This window comes from Halobiforma lacisalsi AJ5 (genome assembly GCF_000226975.2).
Taxonomy (GTDB): Archaea; Halobacteriota; Halobacteria; order Halobacteriales; family Natrialbaceae; genus Natronobacterium; species Natronobacterium lacisalsi.
Genome location: NZ_CP019285.1, coordinates 392,975 through 410,708 on the forward strand (window position 1 = coordinate 392,975; position 17,734 = coordinate 410,708).

Annotated in this window: 20 protein-coding genes; 6 read left to right on the top strand and 14 right to left on the bottom strand. The window is 66.0% G+C overall.

The features are described 5' to 3' along the window. Nucleotides 1–233 precede the first annotated feature (233 nt). A complete protein-coding gene (locus tag CHINAEXTREME_RS01785; protein ID WP_007142221.1) occupies nt 234–1,043 on the top strand; it encodes a bacteriorhodopsin in 810 nt (269 codons plus the stop codon). 117 nt (nt 1,044–1,160) lie between these two features. Beyond that, a complete protein-coding gene (locus CHINAEXTREME_RS01790; RefSeq protein WP_007142220.1) occupies nt 1,161–1,751 on the top strand; it encodes a hypothetical protein in 591 nt (196 codons plus the stop codon). A gap of 31 nt (nt 1,752–1,782) precedes the next feature. Here CHINAEXTREME_RS01790 and cofC read toward each other — a convergent pair whose 3' ends face one another. The 3 genes from cofC to CHINAEXTREME_RS01805 form a co-directional block, all read right to left on the bottom strand. After that, nucleotides 1,783–2,502, bottom strand: coding sequence for a 2-phospho-L-lactate guanylyltransferase (cofC, locus tag CHINAEXTREME_RS01795; protein ID WP_007142219.1), 720 nt, complete (start codon nt 2,500–2,502; stop codon nt 1,783–1,785). A 326-nt stretch (nt 2,503–2,828) separates the two neighbouring features. Then, nucleotides 2,829–4,004, bottom strand: coding sequence for a tubulin/FtsZ family protein (locus CHINAEXTREME_RS01800; protein WP_007142218.1), 1,176 nt, complete (start codon nt 4,002–4,004; stop codon nt 2,829–2,831). 328 nt (nt 4,005–4,332) lie between these two features. Further along, nucleotides 4,333–5,253 carry a complex I NDUFA9 subunit family protein gene (locus CHINAEXTREME_RS01805; RefSeq protein ID WP_007142217.1) on the bottom strand — a complete coding sequence of 307 codons (921 nt, stop codon included), beginning with the start codon at nt 5,251–5,253 and terminating at the stop codon, nt 4,333–4,335. Between the two features lie 108 nt (nt 5,254–5,361). On the opposite strand from CHINAEXTREME_RS01805, the gene tmk reads away from it, so the two are divergent. After that, nucleotides 5,362–5,967: a dTMP kinase gene (gene tmk / locus CHINAEXTREME_RS01810; protein WP_007142216.1), complete on the top strand. Its 606-nt coding sequence runs from the start codon at nt 5,362–5,364 to the stop codon at nt 5,965–5,967. A gap of 2 nt (nt 5,968–5,969) precedes the next feature. Here tmk and CHINAEXTREME_RS01815 read toward each other — a convergent pair whose 3' ends face one another. Together CHINAEXTREME_RS01815 and CHINAEXTREME_RS01820 are read right to left on the bottom strand one after the other, a co-directional pair. Next, nucleotides 5,970–6,200 (bottom strand): Lrp/AsnC family transcriptional regulator, encoded by a 231-nt coding sequence (locus CHINAEXTREME_RS01815; RefSeq protein ID WP_007142215.1) that lies wholly within the window; start codon nt 6,198–6,200, stop codon nt 5,970–5,972. After that, complete coding sequence (locus CHINAEXTREME_RS01820; RefSeq protein ID WP_007142214.1) at nt 6,200–6,907, bottom strand: potassium channel family protein; 708 nt, start codon at nt 6,905–6,907, stop codon at nt 6,200–6,202. The genes CHINAEXTREME_RS01815 and CHINAEXTREME_RS01820 overlap by 1 nt, the downstream gene beginning before the upstream one ends. A 103-nt stretch (nt 6,908–7,010) precedes the next feature. Between CHINAEXTREME_RS01820 and CHINAEXTREME_RS01825 the strand changes: the two genes are divergently transcribed. After that, nucleotides 7,011–7,241, top strand: coding sequence for an Lrp/AsnC family transcriptional regulator (locus tag CHINAEXTREME_RS01825; protein ID WP_029601466.1), 231 nt, complete (start codon nt 7,011–7,013; stop codon nt 7,239–7,241). Nucleotides 7,242–7,432: 191 nt separating this feature from the next. Here the strand turns inward: CHINAEXTREME_RS01825 and CHINAEXTREME_RS01830 are convergent, their stop codons facing one another. After that, nucleotides 7,433–7,972 (bottom strand): DUF5813 family protein, encoded by a 540-nt coding sequence (locus CHINAEXTREME_RS01830; protein WP_007142212.1) that lies wholly within the window; start codon nt 7,970–7,972, stop codon nt 7,433–7,435. Nucleotides 7,973–8,146: 174 nt separating this feature from the next. Here CHINAEXTREME_RS01830 and CHINAEXTREME_RS01835 point away from each other — a divergent pair, with 174 nt between their 5' ends. Next, entirely contained in the window at nt 8,147–8,383 is a 237-nt protein-coding gene (locus CHINAEXTREME_RS01835) for a hypothetical protein (protein ID WP_007142211.1), read from the top strand. Between the two features lie 120 nt (nt 8,384–8,503). Here the strand turns inward: CHINAEXTREME_RS01835 and CHINAEXTREME_RS01840 are convergent, their stop codons facing one another. From CHINAEXTREME_RS01840 to CHINAEXTREME_RS21340, 8 genes are all read right to left on the bottom strand, one after another. Further along, the gene (locus tag CHINAEXTREME_RS01840; RefSeq protein WP_010546474.1) at nt 8,504–8,893 is read right to left on the bottom strand and encodes a DUF7522 family protein; all 390 of its coding nucleotides are present in this window, start codon (nt 8,891–8,893) and stop codon (nt 8,504–8,506) included. 83 nt (nt 8,894–8,976) lie between these two features. Further along, complete coding sequence (locus CHINAEXTREME_RS01845) at nt 8,977–10,263, bottom strand: O-acetylhomoserine aminocarboxypropyltransferase/cysteine synthase family protein (RefSeq protein ID WP_007142209.1); 1,287 nt, start codon at nt 10,261–10,263, stop codon at nt 8,977–8,979. A gap of 117 nt (nt 10,264–10,380) precedes the next feature. After that, nucleotides 10,381–10,560, bottom strand: coding sequence for a hypothetical protein (locus CHINAEXTREME_RS01850; RefSeq protein WP_029601465.1), 180 nt, complete (start codon nt 10,558–10,560; stop codon nt 10,381–10,383). Nucleotides 10,561–10,636: 76 nt separating this feature from the next. Further along, on the bottom strand, nt 10,637–11,356 hold the full coding sequence (locus tag CHINAEXTREME_RS01855) for a hypothetical protein (RefSeq protein WP_007142207.1): 720 nt from the start codon (nt 11,354–11,356) through the stop codon (nt 10,637–10,639). 38 nt (nt 11,357–11,394) lie between these two features. Beyond that, the gene (locus tag CHINAEXTREME_RS01860) at nt 11,395–14,031 is read right to left on the bottom strand and encodes an alkaline phosphatase PhoX (RefSeq protein ID WP_029601464.1); all 2,637 of its coding nucleotides are present in this window, start codon (nt 14,029–14,031) and stop codon (nt 11,395–11,397) included. 294 nt (nt 14,032–14,325) lie between these two features. Beyond that, nucleotides 14,326–14,793 (bottom strand): hypothetical protein, encoded by a 468-nt coding sequence (locus tag CHINAEXTREME_RS01865; protein WP_007142205.1) that lies wholly within the window; start codon nt 14,791–14,793, stop codon nt 14,326–14,328. Nucleotides 14,794–15,199: 406 nt separating this feature from the next. Beyond that, nucleotides 15,200–16,723, bottom strand: coding sequence for a 2,3-bisphosphoglycerate-independent phosphoglycerate mutase (gene gpmI, locus CHINAEXTREME_RS01870; protein ID WP_007142204.1), 1,524 nt, complete (start codon nt 16,721–16,723; stop codon nt 15,200–15,202). 191 nt (nt 16,724–16,914) lie between these two features. Next, nucleotides 16,915–17,097: a hypothetical protein gene (locus CHINAEXTREME_RS21340; protein WP_010546473.1), complete on the bottom strand. Its 183-nt coding sequence runs from the start codon at nt 17,095–17,097 to the stop codon at nt 16,915–16,917. Between the two features lie 14 nt (nt 17,098–17,111). On the opposite strand from CHINAEXTREME_RS21340, the gene CHINAEXTREME_RS01875 reads away from it, so the two are divergent. Next, nucleotides 17,112–17,564: a thiol-disulfide oxidoreductase DCC family protein gene (locus tag CHINAEXTREME_RS01875; protein WP_007142203.1), complete on the top strand. Its 453-nt coding sequence runs from the start codon at nt 17,112–17,114 to the stop codon at nt 17,562–17,564. The last annotated feature ends 170 nt before the right edge of the window (nt 17,565–17,734 follow it).

Sequence of the window (17,734 nt, forward strand, 5' to 3'; positions counted from 1 at the left end):
CCCGCTATATAAGGGCTTGTAGTTCGGACGATCGATAGACATCGTCGGTTCGATCGATCGTATCCCGGGGCCTCCCGGCAAGTACGCTCGGATTACTGGGATCGGCCCTAACCAGTTTGTGATCGTGTTTATTCGTTGACGATCCATGGTTACTACGTGTCATGATTGAAGCTGCCACTGTAGACATCGCAGCGGTCGCACAGCTACACTCCCCCATCACCTCGCCGCTCCAGATGACCCAGCCGGAGGTTTACGAATCGATCCAGAACGACCAGGCGTTGAACGCGTCCTTCTGGGTCAACATCGCCCTGGCTGGCCTGGTGACGCTGCTTTTCGTCTACATGGGGCGCAATCTCGAGGACCCGCGGGCCAAGTTGATCTGGGTCGCCACCCTGATGGTGCCGCTCGTCTCCATCTCGAGTTATACCGGGCTCGCGTCCGGACTCACGGTGAGTTTCCTCGAGATGCCGGCCGGACACGCGCTCGCGGGTGACGAAGTGTTGACGATGTGGGGTCGGTATCTGACGTGGACGTTCTCGACGCCGATGATCCTGCTCGCGCTGGGGATGCTCGCCGGGACGAACCTGACGAAACTGTTCACCGCGATCACCGCGGACATCGCGATGTGTGTGACCGGGCTCGCCGCCGCGATGACGACCTCGTCGTACGCGCTGCGGTGGTTCTGGTACTTCATCAGTTGCACGTTCTTCCTCGTCGTGCTGTACGTCCTGCTGGCGGAGTGGCCGCGCGACGCCGAAGCGGCGGGGACCGACGAGATTTTCGGTCTCCTGCGTAACCTCACCGTCGTGCTGTGGCTCGGGTACCCGATCTTCTGGGCGCTCGGCGCCGAGGGGCTCGCCGTCCTCGACGTCGCGATCACGTCGTGGGCCTACAGCATCCTCGACATCGGCGCGAAGTACATCTTCGCGTACCTGCTACTGAACTGGATCGCCACCAACGAGCGCGTCATCGCCCAGCAGCCCGCCGGTATCGGTACCGGCGTGGAACCCGAACCCGGGACCGGAACCCCGGCGGAAGACTGACCAACCGTCGCCGACGCGCTTTTTCGAGACCCACCGGCGGAGACAGATCCGTGCACTCGTCGGGGTATCGGGTTCCGAAAGGTTGATACTGAGAACCGGCTTTTCGGCGGTCGACGGATGGACGAGGACAAGTACACGCGGCTCGTTCTCGAGGGTTCCGAGTACGAGTTGCTCCGGGCGCGCCGGGGGATGTTCAGCAGGTGGTCCATCCCCCAGAAGATTCGGGGATGTAGCTTCCTCCTGTTTGCCGCCTCGGCCATGTTCCCCATCATGTTCTCGCTTCCCGGGGCAGTCCAGGAGCGGTACCTCGGCGTCGACATCGCGGCTACTCGGGTCGGCTTTACTGTGCTTACTCTGCTCAGCGTCGGGTGTCTCGTCGGCTCGAGCGTCGGCCTCGCCATCCTCGCCGGCTACCGGGATCGGCTGGACGACATCTCCGAGCGCCAGGCCTGGTCGCTCGTCGGGATCGAGGACCTCTTCTCCGGCCTCGGGCTCGTGACGGGGCTATTGGGCGTCGTGGCGACGCTCGCGCTCGCGGCCATCGGCCACGCCGGCGTGGAGACGATCGACGCGCTCGTCGCCTCCGGAGTTCGTCCCTACCGGGCCGGCCCACGGATCGCGGTGACCGTCGCGGCGGCGAGCGGCATCGCGTTCTGCTGTGCGATCACGGTCTTCGTTCTCGGGACGTTCACCGAGTCGTTTGAGTAGCCGGGCCTCGAGAACGCCTCCCCGTTCCGTTTTACTCGCGAGCGACCGTCACCCGCCCGTCGCTCGTTTCCAGTTCGAACCCGAACTCGCGCAGACAGGCCCGCGTGGAGCCGCCCGACCGGTGGACGAGCACCTCCACGAGGTCGGACGGTTCGTCGATGTCCGTCGCGAGCCGGTGGGAGTCCACCGACTCGAGCGTGGCACCGATCCCGGCGGCGATCTCGCGGTGATCGAGGTACGACGCGCCGTGGTAGTCGACCCGGAACTCGGGATGGCGAACCACCAGTGCGTTCGTCCCGCCGCCACGACCCGGGGCGACGACGACGTCCGCATCGGGTTCGAAAAGTCGCTCGAGCGCGGCCGGCGTCGCGAGCGCGAGATCGGCCATGACGACGGCGACGGCGTCGCTCCCGTCTCCAACCGACTCGAGGCGGGCGTTGACCGCGTCGGTGAGCGGTCGGTCGTCGACCTCGACGGTCACGTCGGCGACGTTGGCCGTGGGGTTGCCGGAGTCGAAGTCGGAATCAGAATCGAAATCGAAATCGAAGTCGAAGTCGAACGCCAGCGCCGACGACAGCGAAAGCGGCGCCGTCGACACTACCGTCGGCTCACACTCCCGGTCGGTCTCCTCGAGCGCCCCGAGCACGTCCGCGAGCATCGCTCGTGCGATCGTCGATCGCTCTTCGGAAGAGAGAACGCCCTCGAGGCGTGTTTTCGGCGACGTCGCGGCGAACGGAACGACGACCTGCATCTGTCGATCCTCTCTCGTACGCGTTCAAAAGCACGTCGGAGTCGATGAAAAAGGCGTTCTCCGGGGCGACCGCCGACGGCGGTGGCGCGGTTCGACCACACCGGGTCGCGTTCGGTACGTGCCCCCCGACACGCGAGCGACCGTCGAGCGCGGTTCGTCGACCTGTGCTGTCTCCGGGTTCGGGTTCGGATTCGAGTTCGGATCCCACGGTCGTCCGGAAACGACCGCGATCACCGTCATCGATTCACGTCCGTGATTCGAGCCGGTGTGCCGAAACGGTATTGCCCGGCGAGAAGCCGCCTCGGCCGCCTCGCCGGCAGTCCCGCTCAGAACAGCGGCTCGAGTTCGTCCTCGTCGTCCTCGACGAGTTCCTCGAGGTTCTCCTCGCTTTCAGACTGGATATCCTCGATGTTGTCCTGGGCCTCGATCGCGACCTGCTGGAGGCGCTTGATGCGCGGAACGTCGGTGACCCCCGAGAGCAAGATTGCGGCCGAGACTTCGGGCTCCTCGCGCGGGAAGTCGCCACCGCGAACTTCCATGCTGCCCGTTTCTTCTTCGAGCCACTTGCGGCCGCGTTCGATGCCTTTCCGGTTGAGATACTCCGAGGGACCGGAGAGGACCAGCAGCGCGCGTTCGGCACCCTCGATCTCACACGGGAGCGTGAGCCGGCCGAGCGCGGCCTTGCGGACGAGGCTCGTGATGCGGTTGGTCGTGTTCGCGGCGTCCAGATCGTCACCCGCGTCGTCCCCGGTAAACCGGGAGAGGAGGCCGCCGCCCGTGTTCAGTTCGACCTCCTCGCTGGCGTAGCCGACCGTCGAGACGCCGCCGCCCGAGAGCGTGTTGATGATCTCGGAGGAGTCGACGACGCTCTCGGCGACCTCCTCGCCGTCGCCGACCTCGCCGGCGCCGAAGAGGACGCCGAACCGACGGACGATTTCCTCGTTGATCTTCTCGTAGCCCCCCTCGACGGACTCGCCGGTCTGTCGCCAGGAGTCGTTGTCGAAGACGAGCAGGTTGTCGACCTCGCGGACGAACGTCTGGAACGAGCGGGCCGCGTTGAGCGTGTAGATGCCACCCTCGTCCGTGCCCGGCAGGACGCCCAGCCCGTAGACGGGGATGGTGTAGATCCGCTTGAGGTGCTTCGCGAGGACGGGCGCACCGCCCGAACCGGTCCCGCCGCCCATCCCGGCGACGACGAGAAACGCGTCGACCTCGTGGGTCGGGATCGCGTCGATCGCGTTCTGGACCTCGTCGATGTCCTCTTCGGCGATTTCCGCGCCGAGTTCGTTGTCCGCTCCGACACCGTGGCCCTTGACCCGGGCCTGGCCGATCAGTACGCGGTTTTCCTGCGGGATCCGCTCGAGACCCATCAGGTCCGCTTTCGCCGAGTTGACGGCGACCGCAGCACGGACGATCCCACTGTTCGTCCGCTCGTCGTACTCGAGAAAGCGGTCTACGATTTTACCACCGGCCTGTCCGAATCCGATCATCGCCAGCTTCATTGTTTGTCAGGGGGCTCCGTTGGGTAGGTAAGAGAGGTATTGAGGACATAAGTCTTTTGATGAGGAAAGTTACTGTCTAAATTCACTGCCGAGAAAACAGGGAGAAGAGACCGTTCTCCGAACGAAACAATCACTATGGACGAAACGTCAAACGAGGGTCGGTCACGTTGTTTATATTATATTTGTTGGCCGCTATCGGTCCCACCAGCCGCTCCCAGGCGGACAGTAAACGACCCCCGACCCACGATTCGTACGGATTGCTGTGATTTACCGGCGCGACCGCAGGACGGCTCGCGGTACCGCCGGGAACGACTTACAGCAGTCCGTATCAGACCGACTCTCGAGGTGTCCCGGAACTAATCGGCTGTGGTTCCAGTCCGAGGTACGCCCCGAGCGTCGTGAGGTCGTCGACGTCCACGCCGAACGCGGTCATATCGTTGCCGGTAACGGTGTTGTCCATCTCGAGCGACCGCGCCTGGTCGGGGCCGAAGGGGACGAACGGCAGCGGGTCCGCCGCCGTCAGGCCGAGTTTCGCCAGCGGCATCGGGATCGGCAGGACGGTGACCGATTTCCCCTCTGCCTCGTAAGCCAGTTCCGTCACCTCGGCCAGCGTCAGTACCTCCGGGCCGGCGACCTCGTAGGTCTCGCCGACGTGGGTCTCGTCCTCGAGGGCGTCGGCCAGCATGGGCACGAGGTCGCCGACCCAGATCGGCTGGAACCGCGTCTTCCCGCCGCCGGGTAGTCCCGTGACGTACGGCGTCGTCAGTTCCTTCGTGAACTCGACGAACTCGCCGCCATCGCCGAAGACGACCGAGGGCCGGAAGATCGTCCACTCGAGGTCCGACTCCCGGACGACCCCCTCGGCCTTCCCCTTGGCGCGGATGTAGTCGGTGTCGCCCTGGGGATCGGCCCCGAGCGCACTCAGCTGGACGAACCGATCGACGCCTTCCGTCTCCGCGAGATCGACGAGGTTCTCGGTCCCGCGGAGGTGGACCGTCTCGTGATCGGTGCCCCTGGGCTGGAACAGCGGCGAGAGCGCGACCAGGTTGACCACAGCGTCGTGGCCCGCGACCGCGTCTCGAATCGAGTCGGCGGCGCTCACGTCGCCCATCGCCACCTCGACCCCGTCCGGAAGCCCGCGGTCGTCGGGGCTGCGGGACAGCGCCGTCACGTCGTGACCCCGGTCGTGCAGTTCCGTACAGAGATTCCGCCCGATGAAGCCGGTGCCGCCCGCAACGAGGATCTTCATAGTCGAAACGTACACGCGAGGCGATAAATAGCTAGTCGGCTACGCTGTTGTGTTCGGCCACGGCGGCGGGGCGACAGGTCCTTGTACCTCCCCCAGCGACGTGCGAGCATGCTCGTCACGCTCGAGGGGCTGGACGGCAGCGGCAAGACGACGGTCTGGGAGGCCCTCCAGGACGCCTACCCCGATGCAGTCTTCACCCGCGAACCGACGAACGACTCCTGGTACGGCGACGCGGTCTACCGATCGATCGAGGACGACGACGCCGACTCGCTGGCCGAACTCTTCCTCTATACCGCCGACCACGCCGACCACCTCACCCGGAAGATCGAACCGGCCCTCGAGCGCGGCGACCTCGTCGTGTCCGATCGGTACTCCGACTCCCGTTTTGCTTACCAGGGGGCGACTCTGGAGGACTACGACCGGCTCGAGGTTCCCGACCCCCTCGAGTACGTCGTCGCCGTCCACGCGCCGTTCACGATCGACCCCGACCTGACGATCTACCTCGACGTCGACCCCGACACGGCCGCCGACCGTGCGGGCGCGACGAACAAGTTCGAGCGCGTCGACTACCTCGAGACCGTCCGGAAGAACTACGAACGGCTGGTCGAGCGCCACCCGGACCGGTTCGTCCGCGTGGACGCGAACCGGTCGCCCGAAGCGGTGCTCGAAGACGTGGAGGACGCGTTGACTGACGCGGTCGGGGACGGGTACTAGGCTCAATCCATCGCGATGTACGTCTGGGTCCCCTCGACGCCGTCGATACCCTGAATCTTGGTCGCCGCGATCTCCTTGACCGCCGCGGGCGTGTCGACCTGAGCCTTCGCGATGATGTCTACATCGCCCGCGACGATGTGGGCCGATCGGACGCCCTCGATGGCTTCCATCTCCGTTCGTAGTCGATCCGCCTCGCCCGTGTTCGCTTTGACCATGACGAATGCTGTAACCATTAGTTGACACCTCCCGATCCCGAGCCGGCGTTGGCGACCGCCTGGGACGCGGATTCCCCGACTAGCAGCTGCCGGATGTCGCTCAGTACCTCGAAGTCGGCCAGCACGACTACCCGATCGCCTACCTCGAGCGATTCGTCCTCGCCGGGTAACTCGAGTTCACCGTCGTGCTTGCCGAAGGCCAGCACCCGCGAATCCGCGGGCAACTCGAGTTCGCTGATCGTGTAGCCGTTGACCGGCGCGGCGTCGGTAATCGTCAGTTCGACGACCTGCAGGTGCTGTTCGATGTCCGCGATCGCACGGATCGTCCCGCCAAGCAGGGCGTTTTTCGCGCCGATCGCGCCGAGCCGTTCGGGGTAGATGACCTCGTCGACCTCGTCGGCGTACTTCCGGTAGATCTCCTCGCGGTAGGCCTCGTCGATGCGCATGACGGTCCGGCAGCCGTAGTGTTTCGCGATCATACAGGCCGTAAAGTTGACGTTGAGGTCGCCGGTCAGCGCACCGAGGGCGTCGGCCTCCGCAATGCCGGCCTCCTCGAGGAAGTGCTCCCGGGAGCCGTCACCCTCGACGACGGTAAACGCCTCGTTTCGGGCCCGCTGGACGCGTGGCTCGTCGCGTTCGACGAGCGTCACCTCGTGGCCTTCGTCGCGGAGAACGCGCGCCGTTCGCAGCCCGACCCGACCGGCGCCGATAATCACGAACCGCATGGCGAGGGATACGCTCCCGCCCTCCAATAAGTTTGCCCCAGTGTACCACACCACAGGATCGGGCAAAGCCTTTAGTCATGTCAGAGAGTACCACACCCTCGAGATGGTACACGCGTTCATTATGGTGAAGACGGCCGCCGGGAAGTCCGAGGGTCTGCTCGCCGACATCAGGGGCCTCGAGAACGTCGCCGAGGCCCACATCGTCGCTGGGAATTACGACATCATCGCGGAGGTCAACGCGCCCGAGGTCTACGACATCCTGGAAACCGTCTCCTCGAGCATGCAGGCCCTCGACGGCGTGACGGATACGAAAACGTACATCGCGATGGACTAGTACCGTTCCAACCGTCGACTGATGGGTCGAACCGGCCCGCACGAGCGGATTCGACCCATCAGTTCAGGCTTGGACCGCCACTAGCGGCGAGCGCCGACCTTCGAAGTCGGACTCGTTGCCCGGTCTCGTCCCGTTCCGTTCGACAGCGATCGACGATCGGCGCGACGATCGACGGCGTTCCGTCCGGAAGATCACATCGGCATGCCGCCACCTTCTCCTGGTCCCTCGTCAACCGCGCCCTCCGCGTTCTGCTGGGCGCTCTCGAGGAGCGTCGCGGCCGGGCCGCGGTAGTCGTAGCCGGGGATGATCCCCTGGGCGAAGGTCCCTTCGACGAACTCGATGAGCGCCTTTGCGTCCTCGACCCCCTCCGTCGCGTTCCAGGCGACGTACTCGAGGTCGACGGTCACCTCGCGGGGGCCGCGTTCGACCGCCGGTTCCTGGTGGGTGCTCGTGTGGGCGACGGTGAACGCGTCCTCGAGTCGCCGCTCGAGGGTCTCGTACCAGCCGTCCTCGACGACCGGGGCGACCGTCTCGCCCTCGACTGCCTCGTCGAGCGTCGGCAGCGTGACGGTGATCGAGAACCGGGCGTCGCGCTTTCCCTCGGCGTTCGTGGCGGTGACGACGGCGTCGAAGACCGTCGTCTCGAGTCGGTAGGCCGCGCTGTCGTCGGTCGCCTCGAACGCGTCGTGGGCCTCGAGGGCGCTCGCTGCGGCGTCGGGGATCTCGGTCATTATCGCCGTAAACGGGGGTGACGGAGAAGGATGTTACGTTGTCTCCTCTCGGCAATCGAACCGTTTCGCCCCGAAATCGAGTGTCGGCGCCGGGATCGTTTCACGATCGAAGTCGCTCGTTTCCCGCGGGCACGCCCCGCATAACTACAACCGATATCGCCGTTTTCCGTCGGCATGACTCTCGACAGACACGCCGCCGAACGTCGCCGCTTCGCTCGCCTCCTCGGAACCGACGGAGAGGCCGGGTGCGGGCTCCCGATCGGCGAAGACTCCGGGCAAGGGTCGGAGCCGCGATCCGACACGGGCGGCGACGCGAAACGCGGGGGAGAGGACGAGCATCGACACGGATCGGTACGTGCGGACGAAGACACCGCCCGCTCGCGCGGCACGAGTAACTCGAGCGCGGAGTGAGGAGTGAAGAGTGAGGAGTGAACACTCCGGGGCGCTCGAGCGTGGATACGGGACGCGACGCTCCCGGAGCGAATGAGTCGGCGCGAACCGACGTCGACACGATCGCTTCCCTCGGGACCGTCAGGAGACCGTTCGCTCCTCGAGGAACGAGTTGAGCGCCGTCGCGACTTCCTCGAAGTCCTTGACCGTGAGGCCGTCGGTCGTCGCGAAAACGCCTTCGCTTTCGGTCGTTACCCTGATCAGGAACCCGTTGTCGAAGACGCGGATCGTGTAGTTGTACTCGCCGAGTTCGGAACTCTCGTAGGCCGTCTGGGCCGTCTTGAACCCGCGCCACTCGTGGCCGATGAACGTCGAGAGGTCGGCGTCGCGCTCGAGGTCCTCCCGCAGGTAGACCTGTTCGTAGTCGTCGCGGGTGAAGTAGGTCACCGACCGGAGGCTGTCGCCGATCGCCGTCCGGCAGGTGGTTACGATCCGGTCCGCCGCCTCCGGGGTGAGCAACCCTGTTGCCATGTCGGCCGGTCGGACCGCGCCACCGTAACTCCCGGGGGAAGTTCTCAACCAGTTGAACGGACAACCGACGCCGCGGCTCAGGCTCAGGCCGCGTCGATCGCGCGATCCAGGTCCGCGATGACGTCCTCGACGTCCTCGATGCCGACCGAGAGGCGCACGAGGTCGTCGGTGACGCCGCTCGCGAGTTTCTCCTCCTCCGTGAGCTGCTGGTGGGTCGTGCTCGCCGGGTGGATGATCAGCGTCTTCGCGTCGCCGACGTTCGCGAGCAGGCTCGCGAGGTCGACCTCGTTACAGACCGTCTCGGCCGCGTCGTAGCCGCCCTCGAGGCCGAAGGTGATCATGCCGCCGTAGCCGCCCTCGAGGTACTTCGTCGCGTTCTCGTGGGTCTCGTGGCTCTCGAGGCCGGGGTAGTTGACCCACTCGACCTCGGGGTGGTCCTCCAGATACTCCGCGACCGCCTGGGCGTTCTCGCAGTGTTTCTCCATGCGCAGCGGCAGGCTCTCGAGTTTCTGCAGCGTGACCCAGGCGTCGAACGGTGCCTGCTGGTTGCCCAGGTCGCGCAACCCGCGGGTGCGTGCGGCGATGGCGAACGCCTGCTCGCCGAACGTCTCGTAGAAGTTGACGCCGTGGTAGGCGGGGTTCGGCTCGGCGATCTCGGGGTAGTCGCCCTCGTCCCAGGGGAACGAACCGCCGTCGACGAGGACCCCGCCGACGGTCGAGCCCGCGCCGTGGATCCACTTCGTCGTCGAGTTCCAGACGAGGTCGGCGCCGTGCTCGAGCGGCCGGCAGAGGTACGGCGTCGCGAACGTGTTGTCGACGAACAGCGGGACGTCGTGGTCGTGGGCGATGTCCGCGATCCGTTCGATGTCCGGCGTCACCAGCGCGGGGTTGCCGATCGTCTCGAGGTGGACGAACGCGGTGTCGTCGTCGATGGCCTCCTCGTAGGCCTCGTAGTCGAGCGTGTCGACGAACTTCGTCTCGACGCCGCGTTTCTCGACGGTGTGGGTGAGGTAGGTGTAGGTCCCGCCGTACAGCGACGACGAGGAGACGATGTTGTCGCCCGCCTCGGCGAGGATGAACGTCGCGAGGTCGAACGCGGCCATCCCCGAGGAGGTCGCGAGCGCCCCGACGCCGCCCTCGAGCGTCGCGATACGCTCCTCGAGGGCGGCGTTCGTCGGGTTCATGATCCGCGAGTAGATGTTGCCGAACTGCTCGAGTCCGAACAGGTCGGCGGCGTGCTCGGTGTCCTCGAATTCGTAAGAAGTGGTCTGGTACAGCGGCGGCGCTCGCGCTCCCGTCGTCGGGTCGGGCTCGTACCCGGCGTGGATGCTGTCAGTGGCGAACCGGCGATCGTCGGTGTCCTCGCTCATACGTGCCGACACTCGCATCCGGGGAACCTAAAACCGCGAGTTGTCGCAAAAGACGCCGACGTCGAGGACGACGGCCGCTGAGCGCGACTGTCGAGAACTCGTCGGACCGTGACGCGGTCAGAGGAACGGGAACGGCGCGGTCAGCGCGAAGATCGACGCGAGCGGGTCCCGGAGCAGGACGAGCAACAGCCCCGCGCCGACCGCCGCGGCCGTCCAGACGATCATGATGAACAGCATCCGCTTGACCTCCGCTTTCCGTTCGCCGCCGGTCAACCCGTCGGATTCTCCGTGGCTCATTGACGGCAGTCGTTCCGCCACGGACATAATTCTACCTCTCGAGACCGTCCCGGACGCGAAAACGACCGGCGGACGCTCACCGTCGACGCGTCCCCGGAACGAGCGCGACGACCGCGACCACAACCCCGAGCGCCACTGCGAGCGCGAGCAGGCCCGTGAATCCGGGCACCGGTTCCGAGTCGGTGTCGCCGGACTCCGACCCTGCTCCCGAACTGTTGGCCGGTGTCCCTTCGGAACCGGGATCGGTCGCATCCGAATCGGTTGCGGGCTCGCCGACCGTTACCGTCCCCGCACCGAGCGTCGGATCGACTGCGCTGCCGCCGTCAGCGTCGACCTGCGCGTTCGACACCCGTAACTCCGTTTCCCCGGGGGCAACGCCGGTGACGGCGACTCGTGCCAGCGTGACGTTCGCCGCGCCGTCCGTAACCGCGTCGTCGAGGTCGACGGCCTCGAGGGTGACCGACCGCTCGTCCGCGCTCACGACCGGATCGGTGGTGATCCCGAACTGCTCCGGGTAGCTCGCGTCCGAAACCGTCGCGACCCCGGCCGACTCGAGTTCGAGTTCGAGCGTAAAGCCCGCGAGCCCGTTCGGCGCGTCGGTCAGCGCGACGCGGTGAATGCCTGGCTCCCCATCGGCGGGATCGCCGACCGTCGCGTCCGAGACGACGATTTCGGGGCCCTCGGTCGCGCTCGCCGCGGGTCCGACCGCGAGCGTCGCCACGAGCGCGAGGCAGGCCCCGGCCATGCCGAGCCCGACGAGAACGCTCCCGATCGACGGCCGCCGGAATCGCGACACGACTGCACGCCGGCAGGTTCGGATCGACGGTGTCCCGGTCACAGTTCGTCGTACAGCGCGACGACGTCGTCGTAGTCGATGCGGCCGTTCTCGTTGAAGTCGAACGCCTCGTCGTTTAGCTGCACGGCGTCGTCCTCGAGGTGCTCGAACAGGACGACGACGTCGTCGTAGTCGAGCCGGCCGTTGCCGTTGACGTCCTCGAACCTGCCGTCGCCGTCGGGATCGGTCGGCGCGTCGGTCGGCCCCGATCCGCCACCGCCGATCGGCGGCGGGCCGGTCACGACGACGCTCGGCCGGGACTGCGGGTCGATTGAGGCGGCATCATCGTCGTCCAGAGCGTGGACGTCGATCGTCAGATCGGTCGTTCCCGGTCCGGTTCCCTCGAGTTCGAGCGTCGCCAGCGTGACCTGCCGCCCGGAGCCGATCTCGTCCTCGAGGTCAGCGAAGCGGAACTCGACGCTCGAGCCGTCTCCGACGGTCGGACCGCTGGTGAGTTCGAGCCCGTCGTGGTAGCTGGCGTCGACGATTTCGGCAACCGCTGGGTGTTCGACGGACACCGTAACCCGACCGCCCGCGATGCCGTCCGGCACCGACGAAACCGTGAGATCGACCTCGCCCGTCGCGCCGTGGCTGACGGCGAGCGAGTCGACGGTGATCGTCGTCGGTGGCTCGTACACCCACAGCGCGTCGTTGGGATACGAGCGGCCGAAGCGACCCTTGTCCTCACAGAGGAGAACGCGGCCGTCGTCCATCACCATCACGTTGTCGAGGTTGATGAGCGAGACGTCCTGCAGCGATTCGGGATCGCTGGGATTCGGGCCGACGATGACCGGCTCGAGCCGGGAGACGTCGTAGTGCTCGTCGAGTTCACCCCGGTAGAGGAGGCCGGTGTCGACCTCGTCGAACCGAAGGTCACCCTGCTCGTCGGTCATCGAACCGCCCAGCGAGGAGATAGCGAAGTAGATGAAGTCGCCGGGTTCGGCCTCGTCGTGGGCGTCGATCCCTTCGGCCTTGTTGAACTCGACGGTAGCGCCGATCTCCTTCGCGGCCGCGCGAGTCTCGAGGAAGGGGACGCGACGAAGTTCCTCGTCGACGCCGTCGGGGCCGTACTCCTCGTACTGCCGGGCCCACTCGACGATCTCCTCGTCGGTGATGTAGTCCTGGTTGCCGTTGATCGCGACTTCCTCGTCGGCCTCGAGAAGCGCCTGCTCGAGGTCTTCCGCCCAGTCGGTTTCGGCGTGGGTCTCGAGGTAGTCGACCTGCGTGACGTCGTCGTACTCGGCGATCCAGGACTCGACCTCGGCGTTGCTGGCGGTTCCCAGCGGCAGCCACTCGACGTCGAGGTCGACCTCACCGACGGTTCCCGTGCCGACCTCGGTCGCTGCGATGGCGTACAGGGTTCCGCGGACGTCCATCGGATCGTCGTACTCGGTGATCGGCTCGTCGGCCACGAACTTGTAGATGCCCTTCGCACCGCCGTCGGAGGCGCCGTAGACCGTCTTCTCGTCGGGCATGAACTCCGGACACTCCCAGGCTGCACGGCCCATAACCCAGTGTTTCACTGGCTGCTGGTTCTCGGGATCGTCAGCCGTGGGATTGGTGATCTCGACGAAGTACCCGTAGCGGTACCGGTTGGGGAAGACATCCCCGATGGGCCGCCTCGTGTTCTCCCCTTCCTCGCGGTCGACCGGTTCGGCCCCTAGATAGTACGCGAGTTTCTCGTTGCCGGAGAGCGCCCAGGCCCCCGATGGGTACCAGGCGTCGTCGCCGAAGTGCTCCTCGAGAGCGTCGGTCACGTTCGGTGCGTTCGGTCGGTTCCAGAACTCGCTGCCGCCGCGGATACCGACGCCGCTACCTTCCTCGGTGATATCGCTGACCGTGTGGGTGCCGCTGACCCTCGGATGGCCGTACTCTTCCTCGGCGGAGACCGGGGTCTCCCAGGGGGTCAGGTCGCCGTAACAGTTGATTTTCGTCCCGCCGAGTGCGCGGAAGGCGTCGGTGTTCTCGACCTGCAGCGCCCGCTCCAGATCGGCTTGCCAGTACCCGTCCTCGTCGCGGTATAGCGGCGTCCGGGAGATGCCACCGGGGCGCGTCTCGTGGTTCGTGAAGAGATAGCCCTCCGTGCCGTCCTCGGTCGTCGACACGAAGAAGTTCATGTCGGTGACGTCGCCGACGCCGACGTAGCTCTCGTCGACGAGGTCCGCGACGTCTTCGCCGTCGGGCGTCTCCTGGTGCCCCCAGCGTTCGGTCCCGCCGTTGATCTCGTCACCAGCCCGGGCGAGCAACCGATACTCGCCCGTTGCGGTCTTGACTTTCCGCTGCTCTTCTTCGGTTCGCGGGGGTTCCATCTCCTCGAACTCATCGTTTTTCCCGTTGAACGTGAACTGGAAGTCGTCGATGACGCCGACGCCACCCTCGTTCCACGGCTCCGGGTTGTCGGTGCTCGGGGCCTGGAGGCTGTACACCATTTCGCCGGTCTCGAAGACGAACGGGCCGGTGACCTCCGCGCCGAACGCCGTCGTCGAGAGTCGCTTCATCGACCCCTCGACGTACGGTGCTGCAGGCGTATCGTGTTCGTCCGGCCGCTCCTGTGCACTTGCGCTCCCGACCGCGCTGACGCCGACCGCGGCGGCGACGGACGAGGCCATCAGGTTTCGCCTGGTAAATTCGACCATGCAGCCGGAGAATGCTGAAATTATCAAATAGCGCTTTATAATATGGGCCTATACGAATGAATAGATGACCTTTTGGCCGATAGAATTATATATTCCGCCAGGACGGCCGATAGAGTTATGTGCGTTGCTAGCCGCCTCGTTCCGATCTCGAGTCCTATATAGCGATCCCTACGCCCGCAGTCGCGTCTCGTGAAGTGGGACCGGAGTTTGAACGCACCGTCGCGGCCCCGACTGGCCGGCGCCACGACGGCTGTCAGCGAAAAAGGAGTCGGTCAGCGGTTCTGCGGTCGCTCGCTACTCGAGGCCCTGATCCGCCGCCTCGCTTCGAATCTCGTCGGCGCGGCGCCGGACCCACGAGAGATACCGCTCGATTTCGGACGGATCCGCGCCGTAGAAGGAGCCGACCCAGTTCACGTCGCCCCAGGGGCAGGCGACGAGGTACGCAGCGAGCGTATCCTTCCCCCCTTGGACGACCTCCGGCGGAATCCCGCGGTCGCCGGTCCCTTCCTCGACGAAGCCGTTCACGTCGAAGTAGACGTCGGCGTAGAGCCGGGCATCCTCGAGGGAATCGAACGCGGTTTCGGCGTGATCGGGTGCCTCGAACCGGTAGCGCGGTTCGGCGTCGGCATCGGCATCGGCATCGGCGTCGGCGTCGGCGTCGGCGTCGGCGGATTCGGCTTCGGTTTCGACGATTCGAACGCCGAGGATGTACTCCTCGACGACTGCGTCGGCGGGTTCGGGGGAAGCATCGGAGGTTGACATGACCGGTCCTATCAGTACCCGAACTCGTCACGGTATTGAACGTATATATGAGGACTATATTCCGCTCGTGAACGACCCGGAACGCTACGTCGACATCGACACGCGAGCGATGACGCCCTCGCTACGAACCGGCCTTGACATCCTCCCACCCCTGAAGGGGTGGGCTTTCGCTCGCTATCTGTCAGTGGTTCCGCCGCCATCGGCACCCGATCCCTGCTCCGTGGCGGTGTCGCCACCGCTGCCGGTCGTCATCTCGAGGACTGCCTCGGCCTCGACCGGAAGCGTCGGCGACACGGATCAGGAACCGGTCTCCGTCGACGTGTCCCCCGCGACTCGAGGGAGGCAGCCGTGGAGCCGAACGAAAAGACGCCGTCCCTACTCGGACGGCGGACAGAGAGCGACGCCCCTACTCCAACAGCGGTTCGCCGGTCATCTCCGGCGGCCGCTCCAGGTCGATCAACTCGAGCAGCGTCGGCGCGATGTCGGCGAGCGTGCCGCCGTCGCGGACCGTTCTGCCGGCGTCGGTCCCGTCCGGTGCGAGGTAGATCAGCGGGACGTCGTTGTACGTGTGTGCCGTGTGGGGGTCGTCCTCGGTCCCCATGTTATCGGCGTTGCCGTGATCCGCCGTGATCAGGACGTGGGCGCCGTACTCCTCGAGGGTCGCCACCAGCCGCCCGAGCTGTTCGTCGACGGCCTCGACGGCCTCGATCGCGGCCTCGTAGTCGCCCGTGTGGCCGACCATGTCGGGGTTGGCGTAGTTGAGCACGAGCGTGTCCGGATCCTCGGACTCGATGACGTCGACGGCGGTGTCTGTCACCTCGGGCGCGCTCATCTCGGGCTGTTCGTCGTAGGTCGGCACGTCGGGGCTCTCGACGATCTCGCGGATCTCGCCGTCGAACTCGACCTCGCGGCCACCGTTCAGGAAGTAGGTGACGTGGGCGTACTTCTCGGACTCGGCGATCCGCAGTTGCGTCCGGCCCGCGTCGGCGAGCACCTCGCCCAGCACGTTCTCCGGCTGGGACGGCGGGTACGCGACGGGTAGGTCGAACGTCTTGTCGTACTGGGTCATCATGACGACCTCGGCGTCCGGCGGACTGGTCGCGACCTCGCCGGCCCAGTCCTCGGGCCGGATGTCGGCGAGCATCCGCGTCAACTGGCGGGCGCGGTCCGAGCGGAAGTTGAACCAGACGACCGAATCGCCGTCCTCGAGCGCCGGACGGTCGGACACGAGCGTCGGTTCGACGAACTCGTCGGTCACGTCCCGCTCGTAGGACTCCTCGACCGCCTCGAGGGCCGACTCGGCCTCGTGCTCGGCCCGACGGTTCACGATGGCGTCGTAGGCCCGCTTCGTCCGCTCCCAGTTCTGGTCGCGGTCCATCGCGTAGTAGCGGCCCGAGACCGTCGCGACGTGGCCCGTCCCGTGCTCGTCGATCACGTCCTCGAGGGTCGCGAGGTACTCCCGGCCGCCGGTCGGCGAGGTGTCCCGGCCGTCGGTGATCGCGTGGGTGACTGCCTCCACGTCCCGGTCGCCGGCCAGTTCGATCAGCGCGTGCAGGTGCTCGTGGTCGGAGTGGACGCCACCGTCGCTGACGAGACCGACGAAGTGGATCTTGCCATCGTTTGCGAGGGCGTTGTCGAACGCCGCGTTGATCGCGTCGTTTTCCCGGAAAGAGCCGTCCTCGATCGAATCGGAGATGCGCGTGTACTCCTGGTAGACGACCCGTCCCGCGCCGATGTTCAGGTGGCCGACCTCGCTGTTGCCCATCTGGCCCTCCGGGAGGCCGACCCGTCGCCCGGAGACCTCGAGGGTGCCGTACGCGCCGCTCTCGGCGAGTCGATCGAACGTCGGCGTCTCGGCGGCGGCGACGGCGTCGCGCCCCTCGTCGGTTCCGAGACCCCAGCCGTCGAGTACGATCAACGCAGCGTCCATGTGCGACGGATGTCCACCCTCGCGTAACTAGCTGTCGTTGTTCCCGACGTTTGCGTTGTGGCGATCCGGTAACCTATCTACGATACATAAATTATTTGTGAAAAATCATATATTGTTGAAAAAATCGGGCTCGAGTTCGCCGAACGGTCCCGCTTCGGGCCCGATGCCGACGTCGAGCGGATCGACGTCACCTACACCCACCACCCGATCGAACTCGAGGACGAGGCCTCGACGAGCGAGTACGACATCGCGGAAGCCTCTTGCACGTGACAGAGTCGAACCGAGTCCGGCCGACGCTCGTCTCTCCCCTCGAGGTCCGCAACCGTGAACGCGACCGCGAACGCCGGCGAGCGCAACCCTGAACACCGTTGCATCCCAATCGACCCTAATGAGCGACTCCGACGGCGACCCCGATCCGGAGCCCACCCTCGAGGACCTTCCCGAGGACGCGCCGGTCGTGCTCTTCGACGGCGTCTGCAACCTCTGTAACGGGTTCGTCCAGTTTCTCGTTCCGAGGGACACCGAGGGCGTGCTCTACTTCGCCTCGCTCCAGTCGGACGCGGCGACGGCGCTGCTCGCCGATCACGAGCCCTCCGCCGACGACCTCGAGTCGGTCGTCCTCGTCGAGGGCGACGACTGTTACGTCAAATCCGACGCCGTCATTCGGGTCGCCCGCCACCTGGGTGGGATCTACACGCTCGCGGCGGTCGGCCGCCTCGTCCCGCGACGACTCCGGGACCGGCTCTACGATTTCGTCGCGGCCAACCGCTACGACTGGTTCGGCAAGAAAGAGCAGTGCATGGTGCCGACCGGCGACGTACGGGAGCGGTTTCTCGGGTGAGTCCGCCGGTCAAGCGTCGTGGTCGAAGGTCACGCTGCATCGCCCGAGACGCCGTCCGTCCCGGTGGTCGCTGCGGGCGGAACCGAGTAAACGACGGCTAGTCGGTGACTACGGTCTCGAGGGCGAGTGAAGCGACCCATTACGGGTCGAGAAACAGTCAGCGACGACGA

What these genes read in the sequence shown, in the direction of transcription:
- CHINAEXTREME_RS01785 (WP_007142221.1), top strand. Translation starts at nt 234, where the DNA reads ATGACCCAGCCGGAGGTTTACGAATCGATCCAGAACGACCAGGCGTTG.
- CHINAEXTREME_RS01790 (WP_007142220.1), top strand. Translation starts at nt 1,161, where the DNA reads ATGGACGAGGACAAGTACACGCGGCTCGTTCTCGAGGGTTCCGAGTAC.
- cofC (WP_007142219.1), bottom strand. Translation starts at nt 2,502, where the DNA reads ATGCAGGTCGTCGTTCCGTTCGCCGCGACGTCGCCGAAAACACGCCTC.
- CHINAEXTREME_RS01800 (WP_007142218.1), bottom strand. Translation starts at nt 4,004, where the DNA reads ATGAAGCTGGCGATGATCGGATTCGGACAGGCCGGTGGTAAAATCGTA.
- CHINAEXTREME_RS01805 (WP_007142217.1), bottom strand. Translation starts at nt 5,253, where the DNA reads ATGAAGATCCTCGTTGCGGGCGGCACCGGCTTCATCGGGCGGAATCTC.
- tmk (WP_007142216.1), top strand. Translation starts at nt 5,362, where the DNA reads ATGCTCGTCACGCTCGAGGGGCTGGACGGCAGCGGCAAGACGACGGTC.
- CHINAEXTREME_RS01815 (WP_007142215.1), bottom strand. Translation starts at nt 6,200, where the DNA reads ATGGTTACAGCATTCGTCATGGTCAAAGCGAACACGGGCGAGGCGGAT.
- CHINAEXTREME_RS01820 (WP_007142214.1), bottom strand. Translation starts at nt 6,907, where the DNA reads ATGCGGTTCGTGATTATCGGCGCCGGTCGGGTCGGGCTGCGAACGGCG.
- CHINAEXTREME_RS01825 (WP_029601466.1), top strand. Translation starts at nt 7,011, where the DNA reads ATGGTACACGCGTTCATTATGGTGAAGACGGCCGCCGGGAAGTCCGAG.
- CHINAEXTREME_RS01830 (WP_007142212.1), bottom strand. Translation starts at nt 7,972, where the DNA reads ATGACCGAGATCCCCGACGCCGCAGCGAGCGCCCTCGAGGCCCACGAC.
- CHINAEXTREME_RS01835 (WP_007142211.1), top strand. Translation starts at nt 8,147, where the DNA reads ATGACTCTCGACAGACACGCCGCCGAACGTCGCCGCTTCGCTCGCCTC.
- CHINAEXTREME_RS01840 (WP_010546474.1), bottom strand. Translation starts at nt 8,893, where the DNA reads ATGGCAACAGGGTTGCTCACCCCGGAGGCGGCGGACCGGATCGTAACC.
- CHINAEXTREME_RS01845 (WP_007142209.1), bottom strand. Translation starts at nt 10,263, where the DNA reads ATGAGCGAGGACACCGACGATCGCCGGTTCGCCACTGACAGCATCCAC.
- CHINAEXTREME_RS01850 (WP_029601465.1), bottom strand. Translation starts at nt 10,560, where the DNA reads ATGAGCCACGGAGAATCCGACGGGTTGACCGGCGGCGAACGGAAAGCG.
- CHINAEXTREME_RS01860 (WP_029601464.1), bottom strand. Translation starts at nt 14,031, where the DNA reads ATGGTCGAATTTACCAGGCGAAACCTGATGGCCTCGTCCGTCGCCGCC.
- CHINAEXTREME_RS01865 (WP_007142205.1), bottom strand. Translation starts at nt 14,793, where the DNA reads ATGTCAACCTCCGATGCTTCCCCCGAACCCGCCGACGCAGTCGTCGAG.
- gpmI (WP_007142204.1), bottom strand. Translation starts at nt 16,723, where the DNA reads ATGGACGCTGCGTTGATCGTACTCGACGGCTGGGGTCTCGGAACCGAC.
- CHINAEXTREME_RS21340 (WP_010546473.1), bottom strand. Translation starts at nt 17,097, where the DNA reads ATGCAACGGTGTTCAGGGTTGCGCTCGCCGGCGTTCGCGGTCGCGTTC.
- CHINAEXTREME_RS01875 (WP_007142203.1), top strand. Translation starts at nt 17,112, where the DNA reads ATGAGCGACTCCGACGGCGACCCCGATCCGGAGCCCACCCTCGAGGAC.